13 protein-coding genes are annotated in these 18,285 nt (G+C 40.3%); 5 read left to right on the top strand and 8 right to left on the bottom strand.

Annotation, left to right across the window (positions count from 1 at the left end; translation table 11 throughout):
* Positions 1-4 precede the first annotated feature (4 nt).
* Positions 5-679: an ABC transporter ATP-binding protein gene (locus LV92_RS16170; RefSeq protein WP_072861862.1), complete on the top strand. Its 675-nt coding sequence runs from the start codon at positions 5-7 to the stop codon at positions 677-679.
* Between the two features lie 39 nt (positions 680-718).
* On the opposite strand, the gene LV92_RS16165 is transcribed toward LV92_RS16170, so the two are convergent.
* Together LV92_RS16165 and LV92_RS16160 are read right to left on the bottom strand one after the other, a co-directional pair.
* Positions 719-2,095 (bottom strand): Gfo/Idh/MocA family oxidoreductase, encoded by a 1,377-nt coding sequence (locus LV92_RS16165; RefSeq protein ID WP_072861861.1) that lies wholly within the window; start codon positions 2,093-2,095, stop codon positions 719-721.
* Positions 2,096-2,209: 114 nt separating this feature from the next.
* On the bottom strand, positions 2,210-2,920 hold the full coding sequence (locus LV92_RS16160; RefSeq protein ID WP_111624651.1) for a DUF1003 domain-containing protein: 711 nt from the start codon (positions 2,918-2,920) through the stop codon (positions 2,210-2,212).
* Between the two features lie 112 nt (positions 2,921-3,032).
* Here LV92_RS16160 and LV92_RS16155 point away from each other — a divergent pair, with 112 nt between their 5' ends.
* Together LV92_RS16155 and LV92_RS16150 are read left to right on the top strand one after the other, a co-directional pair.
* Entirely contained in the window at positions 3,033-4,763 is a 1,731-nt protein-coding gene (locus LV92_RS16155) for an APC family permease (protein WP_111624650.1), read from the top strand.
* 147 nt (positions 4,764-4,910) lie between these two features.
* On the top strand, positions 4,911-5,168 hold the full coding sequence (locus LV92_RS16150; protein ID WP_111624649.1) for a heavy-metal-associated domain-containing protein: 258 nt from the start codon (positions 4,911-4,913) through the stop codon (positions 5,166-5,168).
* 8 nt (positions 5,169-5,176) lie between these two features.
* On the opposite strand, the gene LV92_RS16145 is transcribed toward LV92_RS16150, so the two are convergent.
* Positions 5,177-7,165, bottom strand: coding sequence for an amylo-alpha-1,6-glucosidase (locus LV92_RS16145; RefSeq protein WP_111624648.1), 1,989 nt, complete (start codon positions 7,163-7,165; stop codon positions 5,177-5,179).
* 7 nt (positions 7,166-7,172) lie between these two features.
* Positions 7,173-9,809 carry an MGH1-like glycoside hydrolase domain-containing protein gene (locus tag LV92_RS16140; RefSeq protein ID WP_111624647.1) on the bottom strand — a complete coding sequence of 879 codons (2,637 nt, stop codon included), beginning with the start codon at positions 9,807-9,809 and terminating at the stop codon, positions 7,173-7,175.
* A 192-nt stretch (positions 9,810-10,001) separates the two neighbouring features.
* Here LV92_RS16140 and LV92_RS16135 point away from each other — a divergent pair, with 192 nt between their 5' ends.
* Together LV92_RS16135 and LV92_RS16130 are read left to right on the top strand one after the other, a co-directional pair.
* Complete coding sequence (locus tag LV92_RS16135) at positions 10,002-10,511, top strand: membrane lipoprotein lipid attachment site-containing protein (protein WP_111624646.1); 510 nt, start codon at positions 10,002-10,004, stop codon at positions 10,509-10,511.
* Between the two features lie 252 nt (positions 10,512-10,763).
* Positions 10,764-12,080 (top strand): Gfo/Idh/MocA family protein, encoded by a 1,317-nt coding sequence (locus LV92_RS16130; RefSeq protein ID WP_111624645.1) that lies wholly within the window; start codon positions 10,764-10,766, stop codon positions 12,078-12,080.
* 102 nt (positions 12,081-12,182) lie between these two features.
* On the opposite strand, the gene LV92_RS16125 is transcribed toward LV92_RS16130, so the two are convergent.
* The 4 genes from LV92_RS16125 to LV92_RS16110 form a co-directional block, all read right to left on the bottom strand.
* Positions 12,183-14,801, bottom strand: a complete 2,619-nt coding sequence (locus LV92_RS16125; protein ID WP_111624644.1) for an alkaline phosphatase D family protein — start codon at positions 14,799-14,801, stop codon at positions 12,183-12,185.
* 138 nt (positions 14,802-14,939) lie between these two features.
* Positions 14,940-16,031, bottom strand: coding sequence for a DUF5007 domain-containing protein (locus tag LV92_RS16120; RefSeq protein WP_170126346.1), 1,092 nt, complete (start codon positions 16,029-16,031; stop codon positions 14,940-14,942).
* Positions 16,032-16,053: 22 nt separating this feature from the next.
* A complete protein-coding gene (locus LV92_RS16115; protein ID WP_111624642.1) occupies positions 16,054-16,698 on the bottom strand; it encodes a fasciclin domain-containing protein in 645 nt (214 codons plus the stop codon).
* Between the two features lie 32 nt (positions 16,699-16,730).
* Complete coding sequence (locus LV92_RS16110) at positions 16,731-18,275, bottom strand: RagB/SusD family nutrient uptake outer membrane protein (protein WP_111624641.1); 1,545 nt, start codon at positions 18,273-18,275, stop codon at positions 16,731-16,733.
* Between the last annotated feature and the right edge of the window lie 10 nt (positions 18,276-18,285).

The following is an 18,285-nucleotide window of genomic DNA, read 5'->3' as shown; positions in this document are numbered from 1 at the left end:
AAAAATGGACTTCGTTTTAGAGACTAAAAATATCAATAAATACTTTGAAAAGCCTGTGAAATTTCATGTGCTAAAGGATATTTCTTTCAGCATAAAAAAGGGCGAATTTGCCTCTATCATGGGTAAATCTGGATCAGGGAAGTCTACCCTGCTTTATATTCTGTCTACCATGGATACGGATTATACCGGAGAACTATTTTTGAACAACGAGTTGATTACGGGTCAAAAACATAGCAAACTGTCCCAAATCCGAAATAAGAATATTGGATTCGTGTTCCAATTTCATTATTTGTTGTCGGAGTTTAGTGTTCTGGAAAATGTGATGCTACCGGCCAAAAAATTGGCTGAGAAGTCCCTAGCGGAAATAGAACATGATGCAATGGAGAAACTAAGAATGTTGGACATTGAAAAGTTGGCCCACCAAAGGGCATCAAGGATATCCGGTGGAGAAAAACAACGTGTGGCCATAGCAAGGGCGTTAATAAACAATCCTTCTATTCTGATGGGCGACGAACCTACTGGGAATTTGGATAGCCATAATTCCGAAAATGTCTTCAGTATATTTAAACGGCTAAAGGAGGAGGAAGGACTCTCCCTTTTGATCGTGACGCATGACGAGGACTTTGCCAAACGAACCGATCGCATCATCCAGATGGAGGATGGGCGAATTTTGGATTAAATATTTATTAGTTACAACTCGTTGTGAACCAGTATAATTCTATCTAAAATCATTGGGATGAGGATGTTTCCAAGGGGCACGATAATCCCTTTGTAAAAGCGCCGTTGCCTCCGCATCATTTACTACCACAATATTTTTAGGGTCATAGATCAACGGTCTTCCGATGGCCATAGCCATATTGGCCAAAATGCAGCTTGCCGTGGATACATGTCCTTCCCGGATATCGGCAATAGGCAAAGTTCCTTTATCAATGGCCGCAAGGAAATCCAACATATGTAATCTGGTCGCAGGAGCAGCATTTAGTTCTATATCCTTTTCGGTGAGGTCCTCTGGATATTTTTCTTTTTCATAAATAACGTCCATATGGATCTTTTCCCCACCCCCATGCGGAACAAAATCATATCTCATGGTGCTTCCGGACAATGTGCCTTTCTCCCCATAAAGTTTAAACGACCATGGGTAATCCGGGTCTGCAGGGGTTCCCCAACTTCTATGTTGCCATACGCAGTTGAGTTCCTCATATTCAAAGATGGCGGTTTGGGTATCGGCAATATTGGATTTCCCGTCTTTTTGTACATAGATTCCCCCTGTAGAACTTATTCTTTTTGGCCAATCCAACTCTAGCATCCACCTTACGGTATCCAACATATGCACGCACATATCGCCCATAATGCCATTGCCGTATTCCATAAAGGTTCGCCACCATCGTCTGTGGGGAATTCCATCATAAGGACGCAGGGGAGCGGGTCCGGTCCACATTTCATAATCCAAAAAATCAGGAACCTTTTCTATAGGAGGATTGCCATTGGCCCTCATATGGTAATAGCAACACATTTCCACATGGGAAATTTTTCCCAATAAGCCTGCGTCCACTATATTTTTTTTCGCATCTATAAGATGCGGGGTACTCTTACGCTGGGTTCCTACCTGAACTACCCTGTTATATTTTCTGGCGGCAGCTACCATAGCTTCACCCTCCATTACATCAACACTTATTGGCTTTTGCACATAAACATGGGCCCCGGATTTTAAGGCCTCAATGGCCTGCAGTGCATGCCAATGATCGGGGGTACCAATAAGCACAATATCCAAATCTTTTTCTGCGAGCATTTTTCTATAATCCCTATAAGTTCTCGGGGTTTTTCCAGAAGTCTGTCTAAGACTGATGAGGTTTGCTGCTTCTTTTAGTAAATTGTCGTCCACATCACAGATAGATACCACATCCACTTTGGTGACTTGCATAAGCCTAAAAAGATCGCTTTTTCCATACCAACCCGTACCAATAAGTCCAACACGAAGCGGTTTATCCCTATAAATAAGTTCCATGCCATAGGATCCAAAAGAGGAGAGTGCCAGGGATGCCGCAGCCCCTTTTAAAAAATGTCTTCTGTTGATGTTGAAAATTTTGGTATCCATGGTTAGTTTATTTATTTGATGGGTTTATAGGTTTTCAAAAAATACAAAATAACTTCAATCCTCGACTAAAATTCTGTATAAAATTTTGAGATGTGATTATTGCAGCGATAACAACTAGGTTTTCTGTTGACCTTTTATTTGCTTCATGATGTCTTCCATCATTTCTACCTGAATTTGCTGTATGTTCAATAGTTCCTGTTGTTGATGCATAATAAGGTGGTCCAATTTTTCGTGCAGGACGCGAATTTCCAGTTCTGCTTTTAAATTGACCATATAATCTTGTTTGGCACGCTCCCTATCCTTTTCCTCCTGCCTATTTTGGCTCATCATGATTACCGGAGCCTGTAAAGCTGCCAAACAGGACAGAATTAAATTAAGCAGAATAAAAGGGTAGGGGTCAAATCCTTTATCCAATAGGAAAACAATATTGATGACCATCCATATGATAATAAAAATGCCAAACAGAATTATGAACCTCCAGCTGCCACCAAAGCTAGCCACCTTGTCCGCCAAGCGTTGACCATAGGAATAGTCTGTTGCTACATTCAACCCTTCCGTCTGAGTAGTAATTATTTTTTCCTGCTCTATCGTTTTAAGAACGTCCTCTTCCAAGGTGGTCAATTCTCCCACCTCATGTATGAGATAGTCCGATAGGTATTTTTGCCGATATAGATTAAGTTCGGAAACAGAAATAGACTTTTTCGAATTTATTTCTGGATGTTCCTTATGAATAAGATCCATAATGGATTTTCGAATTGTTTTAACCGGAATTTGTTCGCTAATCGGATATTCTTTTAAGGAAATAGCGCTTACAAAGGTCTTCATGTCTATAGTGTTTTATCTATTAAATGTAAGGTATTTTCTATCCTGTTAGAAGATAAAGTTGTGTAATTACCCCTATCTTTAAATACGAATTCAATTGCCTAATAATTTTTCGATGAAAAAAAAATTGAATCAACTGGAGGCAACCGCCATATGCGGCAACGACATAAGTTCCTCTTGTTTATATGTATCTGCTTTGGCCATTGTTTACTCCGGTCAGTATGCCTGGATTTCCCTTTTGGTAGTAGCCTTTGTCCTATTTCTCTTTAGGAAAATTTATGGCGAGGTAGTGGGAGCACTGCCATTGAACGGAGGGGCGTATAATGCTTTGTTGAATACTACTAAAAAGTCAACGGCATCCCTCGCGGCAGCATTGACGGTTTTGTCATATATGGCAACGGCTGTGATATCGGCTAGTGAGGCCGTAAAATATGCCTACAGTATATGGCACTTTATTCCTGTTTTGCCAGTGACAATAGCGTTGATTTTTTGCTTTATGTCCTTGGTTATTATCGGAATTGGTGAGTCTTCCAAGGTGGCAATAGTTATTTTTTTATTTCATCTACTTTCATTGACCTTATTATGCACTTTCTGTATAATCTTTTTTGCACAAAATGGTTTTGAAACCCTGATATTAAATTATAAGGTTCCAGTAGAGGGTAGTGTTTTTAGCGCTTTGTTTTTGGGATTTTCTGCAGCGATGTTGGGGATTAGTGGTTTTGAAAGTTCGGCCAATTATGTCGAGGAGCAAAAGGCAGGAGTTTTTCCCAAGACCTTGCGCAATATGTGGGTGGTGGTTACGGTTTTTAATCCTTTGATCGCATTTCTGGCCTTGGCCATTATTCCGCTTCATGTAATTGAATCCAATCAAGATGCACTGCTTTCCCACATGGCCAGTGTATCGGGGGGTAATTGGCTTTCCATTCTAGTGGGCATTGATGCGGCATTAGTGTTAAGCGGGGCCGTACTTACCTCTTTTGTAGGAGTGGGCGGACTTATGGAACGCATGGCATTGGACAGGATTCTTCCCAAATTTTTATTGAAGAAAAACAAGTCGGGCAGTTCCTATATGATCTACACGCTTTTCTTTATACTTTGTGTTTCCATATTATTGGCCACTAAAGGTAATCTGGCAAAATTGGCCGGAGTTTATACCATAGCCTTTTTATCGGTTATGGTATTGTTCGGATTGGGAAACATGATGCTTAAAATAAATAGGGCCAAATTACCACGCCCGGAAAAATCAAGTTGGTTGGGCCTAATGGTGGCTATCCTGGCGGTGATGGTAGCTATGGCAGGGAACATTTTTCTAAATCCCTCTTATTTGGCCATATTTACGGAGTATTTAATCCCAACGCTTATTGTCATATTTTTTATGCTGTACCGCACTTATATTTTTAAAGGCTTTCTTGATGTTTTGAGCTATGTATTTCCGGATAGGGGACACCTTTTTAAAACTTTGAATCGACATACCAAGGAATTACTGGCTGCAATTAATAGACAACAGTTTGTTTTTTTTACCAATCATGATGATGTGGCCACCCTAAATAAAGTTATGCTTTATATTAAAAATAATGAACCTACCAGAATTCTTAAAATTGTTGCCGTAATAGATCAGGAGCATACTGTAACGCCCAATTTAAAGAAAGATATAGAGGTTTTGGATAGGGCCTATCCAGACATTCATATCCAATTTATTGAAGAAGTGGGTGTGTTTGGTCCAGATAAAATAAAGGAACTTTCAAAACGATGGGGAATTCCCACTAATTTTATGTTTATTGGCTCCCCTGGGGATAAATTTCCCTATAAAATCCAGGAATTGGGTGATGTAAGACTCATTATCTAATGATTGTTGCTTTTAAAGTTATGATAATTATGACCTTTGTCTTTTCTTCTTTTTGTAAATTTATATGGGGCTTACGAAATTTAAATAGATACAGGTTTAGAAGATGTGTTGGTCCACTAATAATTTATTGAAAAACAAAAATGTAATATGAGTATTATATCAGAAAATGTAATTCCCGGCAATCACGGAAAAGTTTTTGGAACCAATGCAAAGGAGGCTAATGACCTGAGGAGAATTGAGGAGAACCTATTAAAAATTGAAGGTGTAAAAAATGTAATTTTCAATGATGACTTCCCTGTTGAGTTCACGGTACATACCACTAAAATGGTTGAAATAAAAGAGATTGAAAAGATGGTTAAAGGTCTAGGGTTTCATGCCATACCGAAGGGGCTGTTTGCTTTATAAGTGAATAACTAAATTTCATTTTTAGCTTTTACATTCCGGTGTTCCTCTTTGGACGATATTTCCTGTTCAATTTTGTCGAGCCCAAAATCTATGTACAATTTAATAATGGCCGCTACCGACCAAGCTTGATGAATACAACCTTTTCCCTCCTGGGGCTCACTGCCGTTAAAAATCTCGGAAATACAATGAATGCCATTGTCCTTATAAAAATGTTGACGCAACGGCTCCAATTCCAACATTACTTTTTTCTTATTATTTAGGGAGGTTCCGTAGATTTTGAAATAGGCCTGAAAATATTCATGAAGAAGAAAAGGCCATACCGTTCCTTGGTGGTAAGCATGGTCCCGTGACCATTGGTTACCTTCATAGTTCGGTTTATATTCCGGACTATCCGGATCCAAGGTACGCAGTCCAAAGGAGGTATAAAGCTTAATTTCCACGGCCTCAAAAATGCATCTTTGTTGATCGTTGTCCAAAACGCCGAAAGGTAGACTAAGGCAGTATATTTGATTGGGACGCAGGGCATTGTCCTGTGAGATCCCAGGGATGATCACATCGAATAGGGTTCCTTGCGGATTGGTAAAAAATTTGGTAAAATTGGATTCAAACTTGGCAATCAATTCTAGGTAACTGGCTTCAATTTCTACCTCAAGAATTTGGCAAAAATTTTCATAAATCTTAAGGGCATTGTACCATAGGGCATTGATCTCCACAGGGCAGCCAATCCTTGGGGTAATTACTTTTCCACCAACCAGTGCATCCATCCATGTCAGCTGCACATCGGTCTCACCACCGTAAAGAAATCCTTCTGGAGTAATGTGAATGTTGTAACGGGCACCGTCAATATGCTGGTCCAAAATGTTTTTTAATATTTCAAAATGGTCTTTGATAAATGCAATATCCTCGAATTTTTTTTGGTAATCGTAGCTGGCCACAAAAAGCCAAAGTGTGGCGTCCATAGTGTTGTAATGAACAGGGTCTTTGGCGTTATCCGGAAATCGGTCCGGGATCATACCCTGATCCACACTTTTAAAAAAAGTATTCAAAATGGATTTGGACAGTTCTTTTTTGCCAGTAGCTATAGTTAATCCGCGCATGGCGATCATCGTATCCCTTCCCCAATCCGTAAACCAGTGATAGCCGGCAATTATAGACATACTATTGGTAGACTTTCTATGTACCATAAATTGTTCACCGGATACCATCAGGTCTTTAAAAAAACCAGGTGCAAGCTTTTCTTTGTTCCATGGGCGTTTTTTGTGGTCTTGGGATAGAACTTCTTTTATCCCTTCCGTTATTATGTTCTCGTCTATGGAGAAGTACAACATTAGATCTTCTCCAGGCTGTAGTTCATGTACCAGATATCCGATTCTATAATAGTCGCAGACCGATCCCAGTCCACGAGCTTTACCCTTGGAGAGGATAATATTTTTAAACCAACAACGGGCCTCAAAATAATGTCCTGCTGTCCACCCGGTATAAACCGGATTACTCCCGTACTTGGGGTATGTTTTTAAATAGTCATTATTGAACTCGGTAAAGAAATTATAGCATGAAGTTTCGTGAAAGGTAGTATGAAAGTCATTGTAAGCGTAAAGGGGATGTAACTCCAGGACCAATGGCCTTTTTCCACTGTTGGTGTAGGTGAGTACAGTGGTGTTGGACCCCGATATCATTTGTACATTTTTGCGTAAATCCCAATCATTGTAGGCAAACTGCCAAGTAGGAGAGGGGTCAACATCAAAATTCTTTAAATATTTACCTCCATCCGGGAAAACCACTTTTGGATATTGATTGGTGGAAATATTATGATATTGTCCATCTATCAGAACGCGTTCTTCAATTTTTGCCACTACCACAGTACGGTCGGTAGGAGGCTCTAAGGCCGCGACCAATAGACCGTGGTACTGTCTTGTATTAGCACCGTTGACGGCGCCTGAGGCATAACCGCCCAATCCGTTGGTAGCCAACCATTCCTTTCTAAACAAATTTTCCAAATTACAATTATATTTCTTCCATTAAGTTTACTACCAAAGCGGTCCATCCGGTTTGATGTGAAGCTCCTACACCTCTGCCACTGTCCCCGTGAAAATACTCATAAAATAAGATCAGGTCCTTAAAATGTGGGTCCTGATATTTTTCTTCGTGTAATTGGTGAATGGGCCTGTTACCGTTTACATCCTTTTCAAAAAGTAGTATCAGCCTTTTGCCAATTTCATCACTAATATCCTTTAAATTCATCATATTGCCATTACCGGTGGGATAAGGGAATTTTAGCTTATTCCCAAAATAACTATGATACTCCCTTAGGGAATTAATGAATAAATAGTTCATGGGCATCCAAATAGGCCCTCTCCAATTGGAGTTTCCTCCAAAAATTCCGGTGCTGGACTCTGCTGGTTCATAATTTATCCCATAGGTTTTTCCGTCTATGTTGATGGTGTATGGATTTTCATGTATTTTGGATAGAGATCTAATGCCGAATTCCGATAGAAATTCCTTTTCGTCCAAAATACTTCCTATCAGCTTTTGTAAACGCTCTTTTGGCACTAATGATAATAGTACATCCTGATTTTCGGAGTATTCCTCCATTACCTGATATTTTGCGTTCTCTATACGGTGTCTACGAAACCATTCCATACTTTTTCTAAACCTGGGAAGTTTGTCCAAATGTTCTTTTTTGATATTCAATACCGCTGTAAGCGATAGCAATCCCGAAATGGAACGCACTTTAATAGGTATGGATTCCCCATTGGGAAATATCAACTTATCATAGAAAAAACCTTCGCTTTCATCCCATGACCCGTTATAATCCTGACTTATGTTATTCAATGCTTCTGCAATAAAGACAAAATGGCCAAAGTACTTCATGGTCATATCCTCAAAAGATATGTCTTCCAATGCTATTTCAAGGGCCATCTCCAACATATTTAGGCAGTATAAGGCCATCCATGAGGTTCCATCAACCTGTTCCAAAACCCCTCCCCCTGGAATATCGCGACTACGATCAAAGACCCCAATATTGTCCAAGCCTAAAAATCCTCCTTCAAAAACGTTGTTTTCAAGACTATCTTCCCTGTTTACCCACCAGGTAAAATTTAGGGCCAATTTGTTGAACATCCGTTTTAAAAAGATAAGGTCCCCTTTACCGGTCCTCTTTTTTTCCATTTGATAAACTTGTAGGGAGGCCCAAGCTTGTACGGGTGGATTAACATCGCTGAAATTCCATTCGTATGCCGGTATTTGTCCGTTCGGTGCCATATACCATTCCTTGGTAAATAACAACAATTGATCCTTGGCGAAACTGGGATCCACTAAGGCTAGGCTAACACAATGGAAGGCGGTATCCCAGGCCGCGAACCAGGGATATTCCCATGTGTCCGGCATAGCTAGTATATCGTGGTTCCTCAGTGTTTTCCATTCCTTGTTTCTACCGTTAAATCTTTTTTGAGGTGGGGGCATTTCTTTATGGTCCCCGTTCAGCCACCTTTCCACCTCATAATTGTAATATTGCTTGGACCATAACAGTCCGGCAATAGCCTGTTTCTGTATTTCTTTGGTTTCTTTTGAGGCCGTTTTAAAAGTAGCATCCAGAAATTCTTGGGATTCTTGGATTCTTTTTAAAAAGGCAGTGTCGAAATCCTTATCGAACGGGGCTTCCAAGGAAGAGGCGGTCAACCTCAATTTAATCGTTTTTGTTTCCCCGCCCTTAAGATTCATCTCGTACATGGGTGCGAATTTGGTGCCTTGATTATTTTTAGAAATAATGGAATAATCGTTGTTCACCACGGAATTGTGAAAAAGATCTTTTTTGAAGGGATGATCGTTGGGCTGCGCATAGACCTTCTCCATATTGGTCTCGTTTTCTGTAAACAGCAATCGGGACGGTTTTTCAAAATATAGGTTGTAGTTACCTACATAAATGTGATTTATGGAGGCAAAGGTCTGGCCTTTAGTGGTTTGTTTTTTTATGATCGGTTTTTCGGGCATACCAACAAAACTCCATAAATTTCTGGTCCAAAGAGTGGGTAAAACATATATAGGGGCAGATTTTGAATTTCTATTGCTAACAGATATTTTTATCAGAATATCTTCGTTGTCCGCCTTGGCATATTCCGTAAGGACATCAAAATATTCATTGTTGTCGAAGATACCTGTATCCAAAAGTTCGTACTCAAATTCGTTTTTTCCCCGCCTCCTGTTTTCTTCCACCAACTGTACATAGGGAAATTCATTCTGTGGATATTTGTACAGATGCTTCATATAGGAATGGGTAGGGGTGTTCTCCAAATAGTAATATAGCTCCTTAACATCCTCTCCGTGGTTACCTTGTGGACCTGTTAGTCCATAAAGACGCTCCTTCAGAATACCATCCTTACCGTTCCATAAAGTAATTCCAAAGCATATATTACAATACCGGTCCGATATACCGGCAATACCATCTTCTCCCCATCTATAAGCCCTACTGCGGGAATCGTCGTGCGAAAAGTAGTTCCAGGCATCTCCATCCGGACTGTAATCTTCCCTAACTGTCCCCCATTGCCGCTCACTTAAATAGGGGCCCCATTTAAGCCAATCCTTCCTTTTAGATCGGGAATCGTCCAATCGCTTTTGTTCCTGAGCTGTTCTTTTTTTAGTCATTCAATCAAGATCTCATAAAAGGATAATGCGGCCGACTAATGTCGTGCGCAATTGGCACCTTTGAATTCTATAATTAAAGATAGTATATGTTTAACACATTTTTAACCTGTCAACAGTTTAAATAATAACTTGGATGGCATTTTTTTTGAGGCTAATGATGAAAAAACGGAGGTTTAATTAAAATTTTTTAAGATGAAAAAAATTGTGTTTACCCTTTTGTTGGGTCTGATGTTAGCTGCATGCCAGGCACAGGACGACCGTAGTAAATCCAAGGTTGAATTGGTGGATAAAAATACGGACAGTATTACTGTAGATAAACCGAAAATAAGTTGGAAGGTAAATAAGAAATATGATGAGGAAGGAAAGGTGGTAGGATATGACAGCATTTATTCCTATTCTTACAGCAATATCAACAACTTGCCAAAGCAAATGAATCTGGACAGCATTATAGGTTCAATGAAGTTTTTCCCCCATGGTAAAATATCTTCTTTAATGGAGGATCAAAATTTGGGGCAGTTTATGGATATGGATTCCCTTATGAACGGAAGCCAATATTTTAATGATTTTTTTGAAAGTCAGCGGAACAATAACTTTTCGGACATTCGGAAACTATTCCAACAAATGGATTCTTTACAAAATATGATGATGGAAAAGCATCGTAATTTTCTTCCAGAAGATAAAGAAGAAAGATCCAAGATATAATAAGCAGTACCACTTCTCAAATAACATGAAAAATTGCCTTGATTTATAGAGCAAGGCAATTTTTTACTTACTATTTTAGGATAATATTGGTTATTTAACATTTTTGGGAGTATTCTGTAAAAATGTAGATTGTACGTTTCCAAATAAATCTCTATCTTGACAACCCGTTCTTGTCTTCTATTTTTTATTATGGGGCAATAACAAAACGAATTTTAACTTTAAACATGAAAAACTAAACAAACAAGAAATACCATGACCAATATTAAAAATAGTAGAAGAGATTTTGTTAAAAGCAGTGCACTGGTAACAGGGGCAATGATTTTACCTACCATGCAGATGAATGCTATGGTAAATGTCGCTAATGACAAGAAATTAAAGATAGCCTTGATTGGTTGTGGTGGTCGTGGTACAGGTGCGGCACAACAAGCCTTGAACGCGGATCCCAATGTTGAATTGGTGGCTATGGCCGATGCTTTTGAGGACAGGTTGCAGGGAAGTTTAATGAATTTACAGAAGGAGTTTAAGGATTCCAAGAAGGTAAATGTTCCCAAGGCCAATCAGTTTGTTGGTTTTGATGGTGCTGAAAAGGCTATAGACATGGCGGATGTAGTTATTTTGGCAACTCCTCCTGGGTTTAGACCACAGCATTTTGAGTATGCCGTTAATGCAGGAAAGCATGTATTTATGGAAAAGCCTGTTGCTACGGACATACCAGGAGTACGGAAGGTGTTGGCAGCAGCGCAAGTGGCCAAGGATAAGAAATTAAACGTGGTTGTTGGTCTCCAAAGGCATTATCAGGACAACTATTTGGCAGGAATAAAACATATTAAAGATAATAAGATCGGAAAAATTGTTTCCGGACAAGTGTATTGGAACAGTGGTGGTGTTTGGGTAAGGGAAAGACAGCCCGGACAATCTGAGCTGGAATACCAGATGCGCAATTGGTATTATTTCAACTGGTTGTGCGGAGACCATATCTTGGAACAGCACATCCATAATATTGATGTTGCCAACTGGTTTATTGGGGAATACCCAGTATCGGCACAGGGATTTGGTGGAAGGCAAGTAAGGACTGGAAAGGACCATGGGGAAATTTTTGATCATCACTTTGTAGAATACACCTACCCAAGTGGTGCGGTAATCGCCAGTCAGTGCCGCCATATGCCGGAAACCATGAGTAGGGTAGCCGAAACATTCCAAGGTACCAAGGGTACTATTGAGACCTATGGTGACAATACCTTTATTAAGGATTATGCCGGTGGGGAAATATTTACCCATCGTGGAAAGGATGATCCTAACCCTTATCAAGTAGAGCATATTAAACTTTTCGAATCTATCAGAAACAAAGGTGTTATTACCGATGCGGAGAATGGAGCTTTTAGCACTATGAGTGCCATTATTGGCAGAATGGCTACCTATTCCGGTCAAGTAATTAAATGGGAAGAGGCTATGACTTCCAATATTGACCTGGCTCCGGACAATTTAACCTGGGATTCCCCAGCACCGGTGCAGCCAAATGCTGATGGTACTTATAACATACCAACTCCTGGGAAGACGGTTGTGATTTAAGTTTTAAATACAATAATAATTGATCCCAAACTTTCTATAAACTAAGAAAGTTTGGGATTTTTTTGTTGGTCCATATAGCGTTAATAGAACTACCGAGCCAATTTAAACAAGGCTAATTTGCAATAGTTGTTTGTTAACGGTCTTGGCCCTAATATTTTTTAGTGTTTTTTTTCTATTGTTTTCCACATCCAGGATTACAATGGTATATTTTTCTTTATCGAATACTTTGGGGGCAAAAGTATTGGTTGCCATACGAATGGAATAAACCAGCTGATTATTATTGTCGAAAACTGAAATAACGGGTTTGCTTGCGTCGACAACCTTTATGGTAGGCAACCAGGCTACTGCCTTTTTACCATAATTGTCTTTTTGCTTTATGGTGATGGGCCACCCTGGAAATTGTTCATTTCCAGCGCTGCTAGGGTCAGCATATCTGGGCCAACAGGCTGTGGTTATGGTTCTTTCTTTTTTGTTGAAGGTTACCAATCCATAACCGGTTGCCCTATTATGTACAATGGCCGGCTCAAACCCGGTATCGAACGGATTGCCCACGGCATGTACGGATAGTTTGTTGCCAAATCCGTCCATATGGTCCCCTAAATAGGCCGGGTTTTCATAGGTATGGGAATCACTATTTACTTCTGGCCAGAATCTTCTGGGCCAAATATTGTTCAAGGCAGGACCAGCAAAGGCATAACCGCTGTCTCCATGCTCGTCTGTGCCATATTGGATAAAACTTCCCAAATGTTGGTCGCCAGCAATATGAAATGCATAGCATTTTCTGATGGCTTCGACGGCCTTATCCCTTTCGTTAGCTGGCCAACCGTTGGAATCCATATCCACGGTAGGGACATCCCCAAGTACGTATTCTCCTTTTTTAGGAATAGGTAAGGAGGGGACCACGTCATCATTTAAGGCTGTTTTGGGCAAGGTGGCCACAGTGGCAAAATTGGTCTGTGATAGCACTACTTTTATTTCGGCCCCATTATTCCAATCCTGGGTCCAGTGATCTATAAAATCGTGCTGCCTTTTTCCCAAAAGTTCGGCATCTAGATCCCTGTACTGTTTTATATCGAAATCTTTGTTTTGTATCCAACCGTTCCTTACCTGGGCCTCTGGAGGCAAAACATGCTTGGGTGCCGATTTAAATTTTCGGTCCTCTAGGATGGCAAAACTAATGCCTGCGTAGTTCCAGTGAGTGTAGTAGACACCGATATTCTGTTGAACAGGGCTAGGATCGAAGGGATCTGGTAAATGGCTGGTCTGTGTAAATTGCACCATGTTTACCCATTCCGCAGGCATTTTATATCCTCCGGAATCCTGTGCCAACATGCCATGGCCATCACTGGTATCGGCTTTTTTACCACCTTCACCCCAAACGTTTCCGTGATACACGTCATGGTCATCTGGGATTATGGCACAGGGTTTATGTCTAAAGAGTTCGCGGTAAGACCAACCGAACATCATCCATTTTCGCAGATAATCCAGACATAGATCGTCCAGGTCACCATCGCGTTCTGCCCCAAATCCACCTGTGCCTTCGTAAAATTGATCCCCAAGGAAAAGAATGATGTCCGGGTCTAATTTGGCTACATTTTCATAAACGTCATTATCAGGGAATCCGTAATGAAAATTACAGCTAAAAACAGCCGCTGAAACGGATTCTTTATTTAAAGGCTCTTGGGCTATAGTACCTTCATAGGTGTATTGGTGGATTTCATTTTTTAGAGGGATTTCCACCAATATTCGGTAAGGAATATCCGAATTGGCGGTCCAATTCTCAACTGCGAAGTTTACCGCTCTGCCTATATGTTCCAACTTGGTATTGGTTGTGGTTTTCCAAACGCCCTGTTCCTTGAATTGCAGTTGTACGGAATTGCCTTTAATTTCTTCAATAGGCGCTAATTGTGCGGTTAATTTCAACTTTTTGTCGTGAAGGGTGTATTGTGCAAAGCAAATAGGACCATAAAGTTGATCGCGGTTAGAAACCAAATTGTCTGAAGATATACTCCAGTTGGAAAAACCGGCCGAAGGTTGGGATGTGTTACTCTTAGCCGTCATTAAATCTGCGAGCAGGGCAAAATTGCCTTCAACACTGGTACCTTCAACTGCTATGTTTTCCTGGGTATGAATTAATTGATCGGTTATGGAATCCTGTATCAAAACCTTTAATAGGTATTTGTTTTCGGAAGGCCTAAACTCTGCCACCAATTTGTAGTTATTTGGAATTTGTGAAAGCTTGGTTTCAAAGGTTTGATTTCCGACCAGAAGGGTGCCACTAGGGTTAAGTCCTATATCCAGTCCCTTACCAAAAACAGCAGCGGATCGGTAATCCTCGAAGGGACCTTTACATCCCAGTCGTATTCCCAGGCAACCTTTATCGGCTGGTGAAATATTTTTGTTCAATAAGTTTATTTCCAGGCTTACCTTCAATGGTGATAGATATTCCGTTTTTTGAACGGTCAATAATTGAAGGTTTCTATTTTCAGCACTAATGCTGCAAACGGCCATCCCATCTTTTAGTCGCCAATCTTGGAGTCGGTTTCCCCAATATTCCGGACCTACCCATTTCATATCTGGCCAGTTGTGCCAATTGCTTTTAAATTGTATTGCTTCAAGGGGTTTATTTTGGCCTACTAATCCAAATGGGAATGCCGAAGCGGAAAAGCTGGGCAATAGGGTACCTAAGGCAATGGTCTTTATATATTTTCGTCTGTTCATGCTGTTAAATTTCGGGTTGTGCTTAGTGGAAAAATTATTAACTCTTAGGCTAAAAATAAGTAAAAAAAAATGGTTTGTAATGGGAACCTAAGTTGCACCAAAACAAACCATTTATAAGGTATATAAAACTAGTTAATACTATTCCTTTATCTTGGTATATGGAATTTTCATTTTTATCTCCCAAGTACCGGAATCGTTTATTTTGATTCCCCATCTAATGTAAGCTCTATTCATTATTTCTCCAGTATCAGGATCTAAATAGGGTGTCCAGTCCTTTGGTCCATTATCCGCTTCAAAGGCCGCGGTATCTACCGTAAAGGCATCATCTGTGGTCAGGTAGTACATTAAATAAGAATTGGTTCCTGAAGCATATGTTCTACCATACTGTGGAAACGGTGGTGCAGGCAACGAGAATGTAGAACCAGTTGCATCAACTTCCGTATCAACGGAATTGTCATGATAGTTTTGTAAGTAAGTTGATCCCGAAGGATAGAAAACAACCTTTTCTGGATTCAATGGTTTATCATAACTATCCGCAATGATCATTTTCACCTTAACGCCCAAAGCGGGTTCCTCACTTACTTTGGTTACTGTGATGTAAGGATGGGTGCCATCCAAGACACTGGGGACACCATCGTCAAAATCGTTCATTATGGTAGAGGTGTAGGCAATATCATAAGCTCCGCCACCTTTACCCAATTGTAATCTTGAACGCATTTCTGTTGGGAATTCAACTGGTTGAAAATCATCCAATTTTACAATTACAAAGTCATCCAATTGACGCTCACCTCTTACGTTACTAGCTTTAACGTTTATCTTGAATATGTTATTATTGGTTACAAACTTACTGGCCTGGGTAAAGGCCAATTGTCCACTCACTTCATTGATCATGATGGTTGGATAATCCCCCAATTCCAACTTTTCTTCCACCAATGCCAAGGTGGTATCGGTTTCTGCATTAAAAGCTGATTTCCAAGTTAAAAGCTCGTACTCGTCGTACAGATCATTGGTAGGGTTGCCTTGGGCATCTGTGATACTGGTTATCTCCCATTTTAAAGGATAGGTAGATCCTTCTATTGCCGGTGCGGCCCCAACTTTAAACACCCCGCGTGGAACGGCAATGGTGTCTTCCAAGGCGTGGATGTTGTCACTGATATAACCCACTTCCGGGGGCTGACAAGATGCAACCATTACGATAATGATCAGTATGGAATAAAATATATTTTTCATCTTTTTGTTTTTATGGTTTGTATTAGTCCCTTTCGAAATTGAATAAAGTATGGTTTCCCTGAAGGACATGAATAACGCCATTGGTAGAGATTAAATTGGAGGTTTTTACCACCACCTTATCATCATCATCAATATTATCCCATTCGTCCCAATCATCCCCTTGTTTATAAGTGAAATAAACATATTCGGGTTTGGAATCCAACTCACCGTTATATTGATCTGTTGGTTCCAAGGAAATTCTTCTTTCTTCCCCATTCTCGGCAGTATAGATTTTCCCTTGGTCCTTGGTCATGTTTTCCCTTCTAATCTTGCCGGAAAAAATATAGCCTCCCATATATTTAGTAAGTGTATCCAAGGGAATATCGTTTACGGTATATTCGGCTTGAGGATCTATTTCCCTCATATCGGCCAATACAGCGTTCACATAATTCTTAATAGATAGATTATTGGGCGCAAAGATGGTGTTGTTTCCGTTGACCAAATCGGACATTCCCGCTTTTTCTATTAAAATGGCCAAAGTATCCAACTGACTATGGGATTTGAAAAAATCCATGGTGGTCGTTCCCACCTCTGGACTGCTAATTCCTCCATCTACAAGGTAGTTTCCATCCTTTTCACAAGAGTAAAGGACTACTACGGCTGTTAGTATGATTATTATTTTTTTCATCGTGATTGTTTTCTTTAGTTCTAAAAATTCGTCTACAGTTTACCTCTCCAATATTCAGTTTGTAGAATAGAAGCATTCCTTGATATTACGGCAGGAAGAACAGGCCAGAAATATCCTTTTTTGGCGTTTCTTGCTTGGTTAACCCATGGCACTCCATCGAAATAATCCATACGTATTCTATCATAACCAGATTGGGCTTCACCAACAAATTCAATGGCGCGCTCGTCAAATATGGCCTTCATAAGGGATTCACGGTCTGTTGCTCCTGAATAATCAGGAACATTGGCCTGACTTCTTATAGTATTTAAATCAGTTATGGCAGGTCCGGAAAGGTCTTTTCGGGCATTGGCTTCTGCTCTTAATAAATACATATCTGCCAACCTAAAAATTAAGATGTTGGACTCTGAAAATTGGGCATAAGCGTCTTCTGAAGCTTCATCTTGCGCTGAATGCGAATACTTCTGAAGGTAGGAGTAATCTGCATTTGTACCATATTCATAAAAGAAAAGATCCTTACGCACATCGTTGGCTCTATCGGTATCTGTGGCCATCATTTCATTTCCATAGAAATCTGGATCCATATAAGGGCTTATTCCTGTATTAACGCTTTGCCATACGGGGTAATTTAAGGTAAGTCCGGTATGGTTATCATCATATTGAAGCAACCTAAAGGATTCGTTCATGTCCGCGCTGATATTGATTTCGAACAAGCCAGTCTTGGATTGACCAATACACATTTCATCGAATCCATCTTTTCCCTCGTTTACATAATCGATTAAACTAGCGCCACTATTATTAATAACAGATGTTGTTGCATCAATGGCTTGCTGAATCATTTCTGGGTTGTCATTGTCCCTGCCAGCATACCAAAGTGAAATATGGGCTTTTAACGCTTCTGCGCTTGCCTTATTGGCGGTTATGGCCCAATTGGAAGCTCCGGGAGTGGAGTATTGCAATAATCCAATGGATTTATTAACGGCTTCCAACGCATAATCCAGCACCTCAAGTTCATCGACCCTTGGATTTTCCACAATGAATCCGTCTTCTGAAATTAGCTGGTCGGAACTTTCTATGGATTGCTCTACGATAGGCACATCTCCCCATATACGGGCCATGTAAAAATAGGTCAATGATCTAATGAAGGCAGCTTCTCCTAAAAGACGATCCTTTTCAGTTTGTGAATCGAACATATCCACGGGCATGTCCGCTATATATTGCTCTATAGTATAGGCCCAGTTGGCTGCACGGTAGAAGTTTTTCCAGTTCATGGAAGCATCGCGGTATGCCAAAACGTAATTGCCGCTACCTTCAATATAGTTTACGATCCAGTTTCGACTGTTCATAAAGGTCATCCCGGTCCATTCACCCCAATATAAAAAATTGGATTGTGTCATAATAGCCTCCTTAAAAAGACCATAGGCACCAGCAACGGCTTGTTCGGCGTTGGCCTGACTATCCCAAAAGACATCGGGATGGGTAATGCTGATAGGCTCCTGATCCAATAAATCGGAACAACTGGCTGCACCCAGGAAGCTCAGGACCATGATATATATTTTAAAACTCTTTATCTGTTTCATCGTTTATTAT

It is taken from the genome of Arenibacter echinorum (assembly GCF_003259375.1).
In the GTDB taxonomy this organism is placed as follows: domain Bacteria; phylum Bacteroidota; class Bacteroidia; order Flavobacteriales; family Flavobacteriaceae; genus Arenibacter; species Arenibacter echinorum.
Note: the sequence above shows the minus strand (reverse complement) of the source record. Positions and strands in the feature narration are given on the sequence as shown.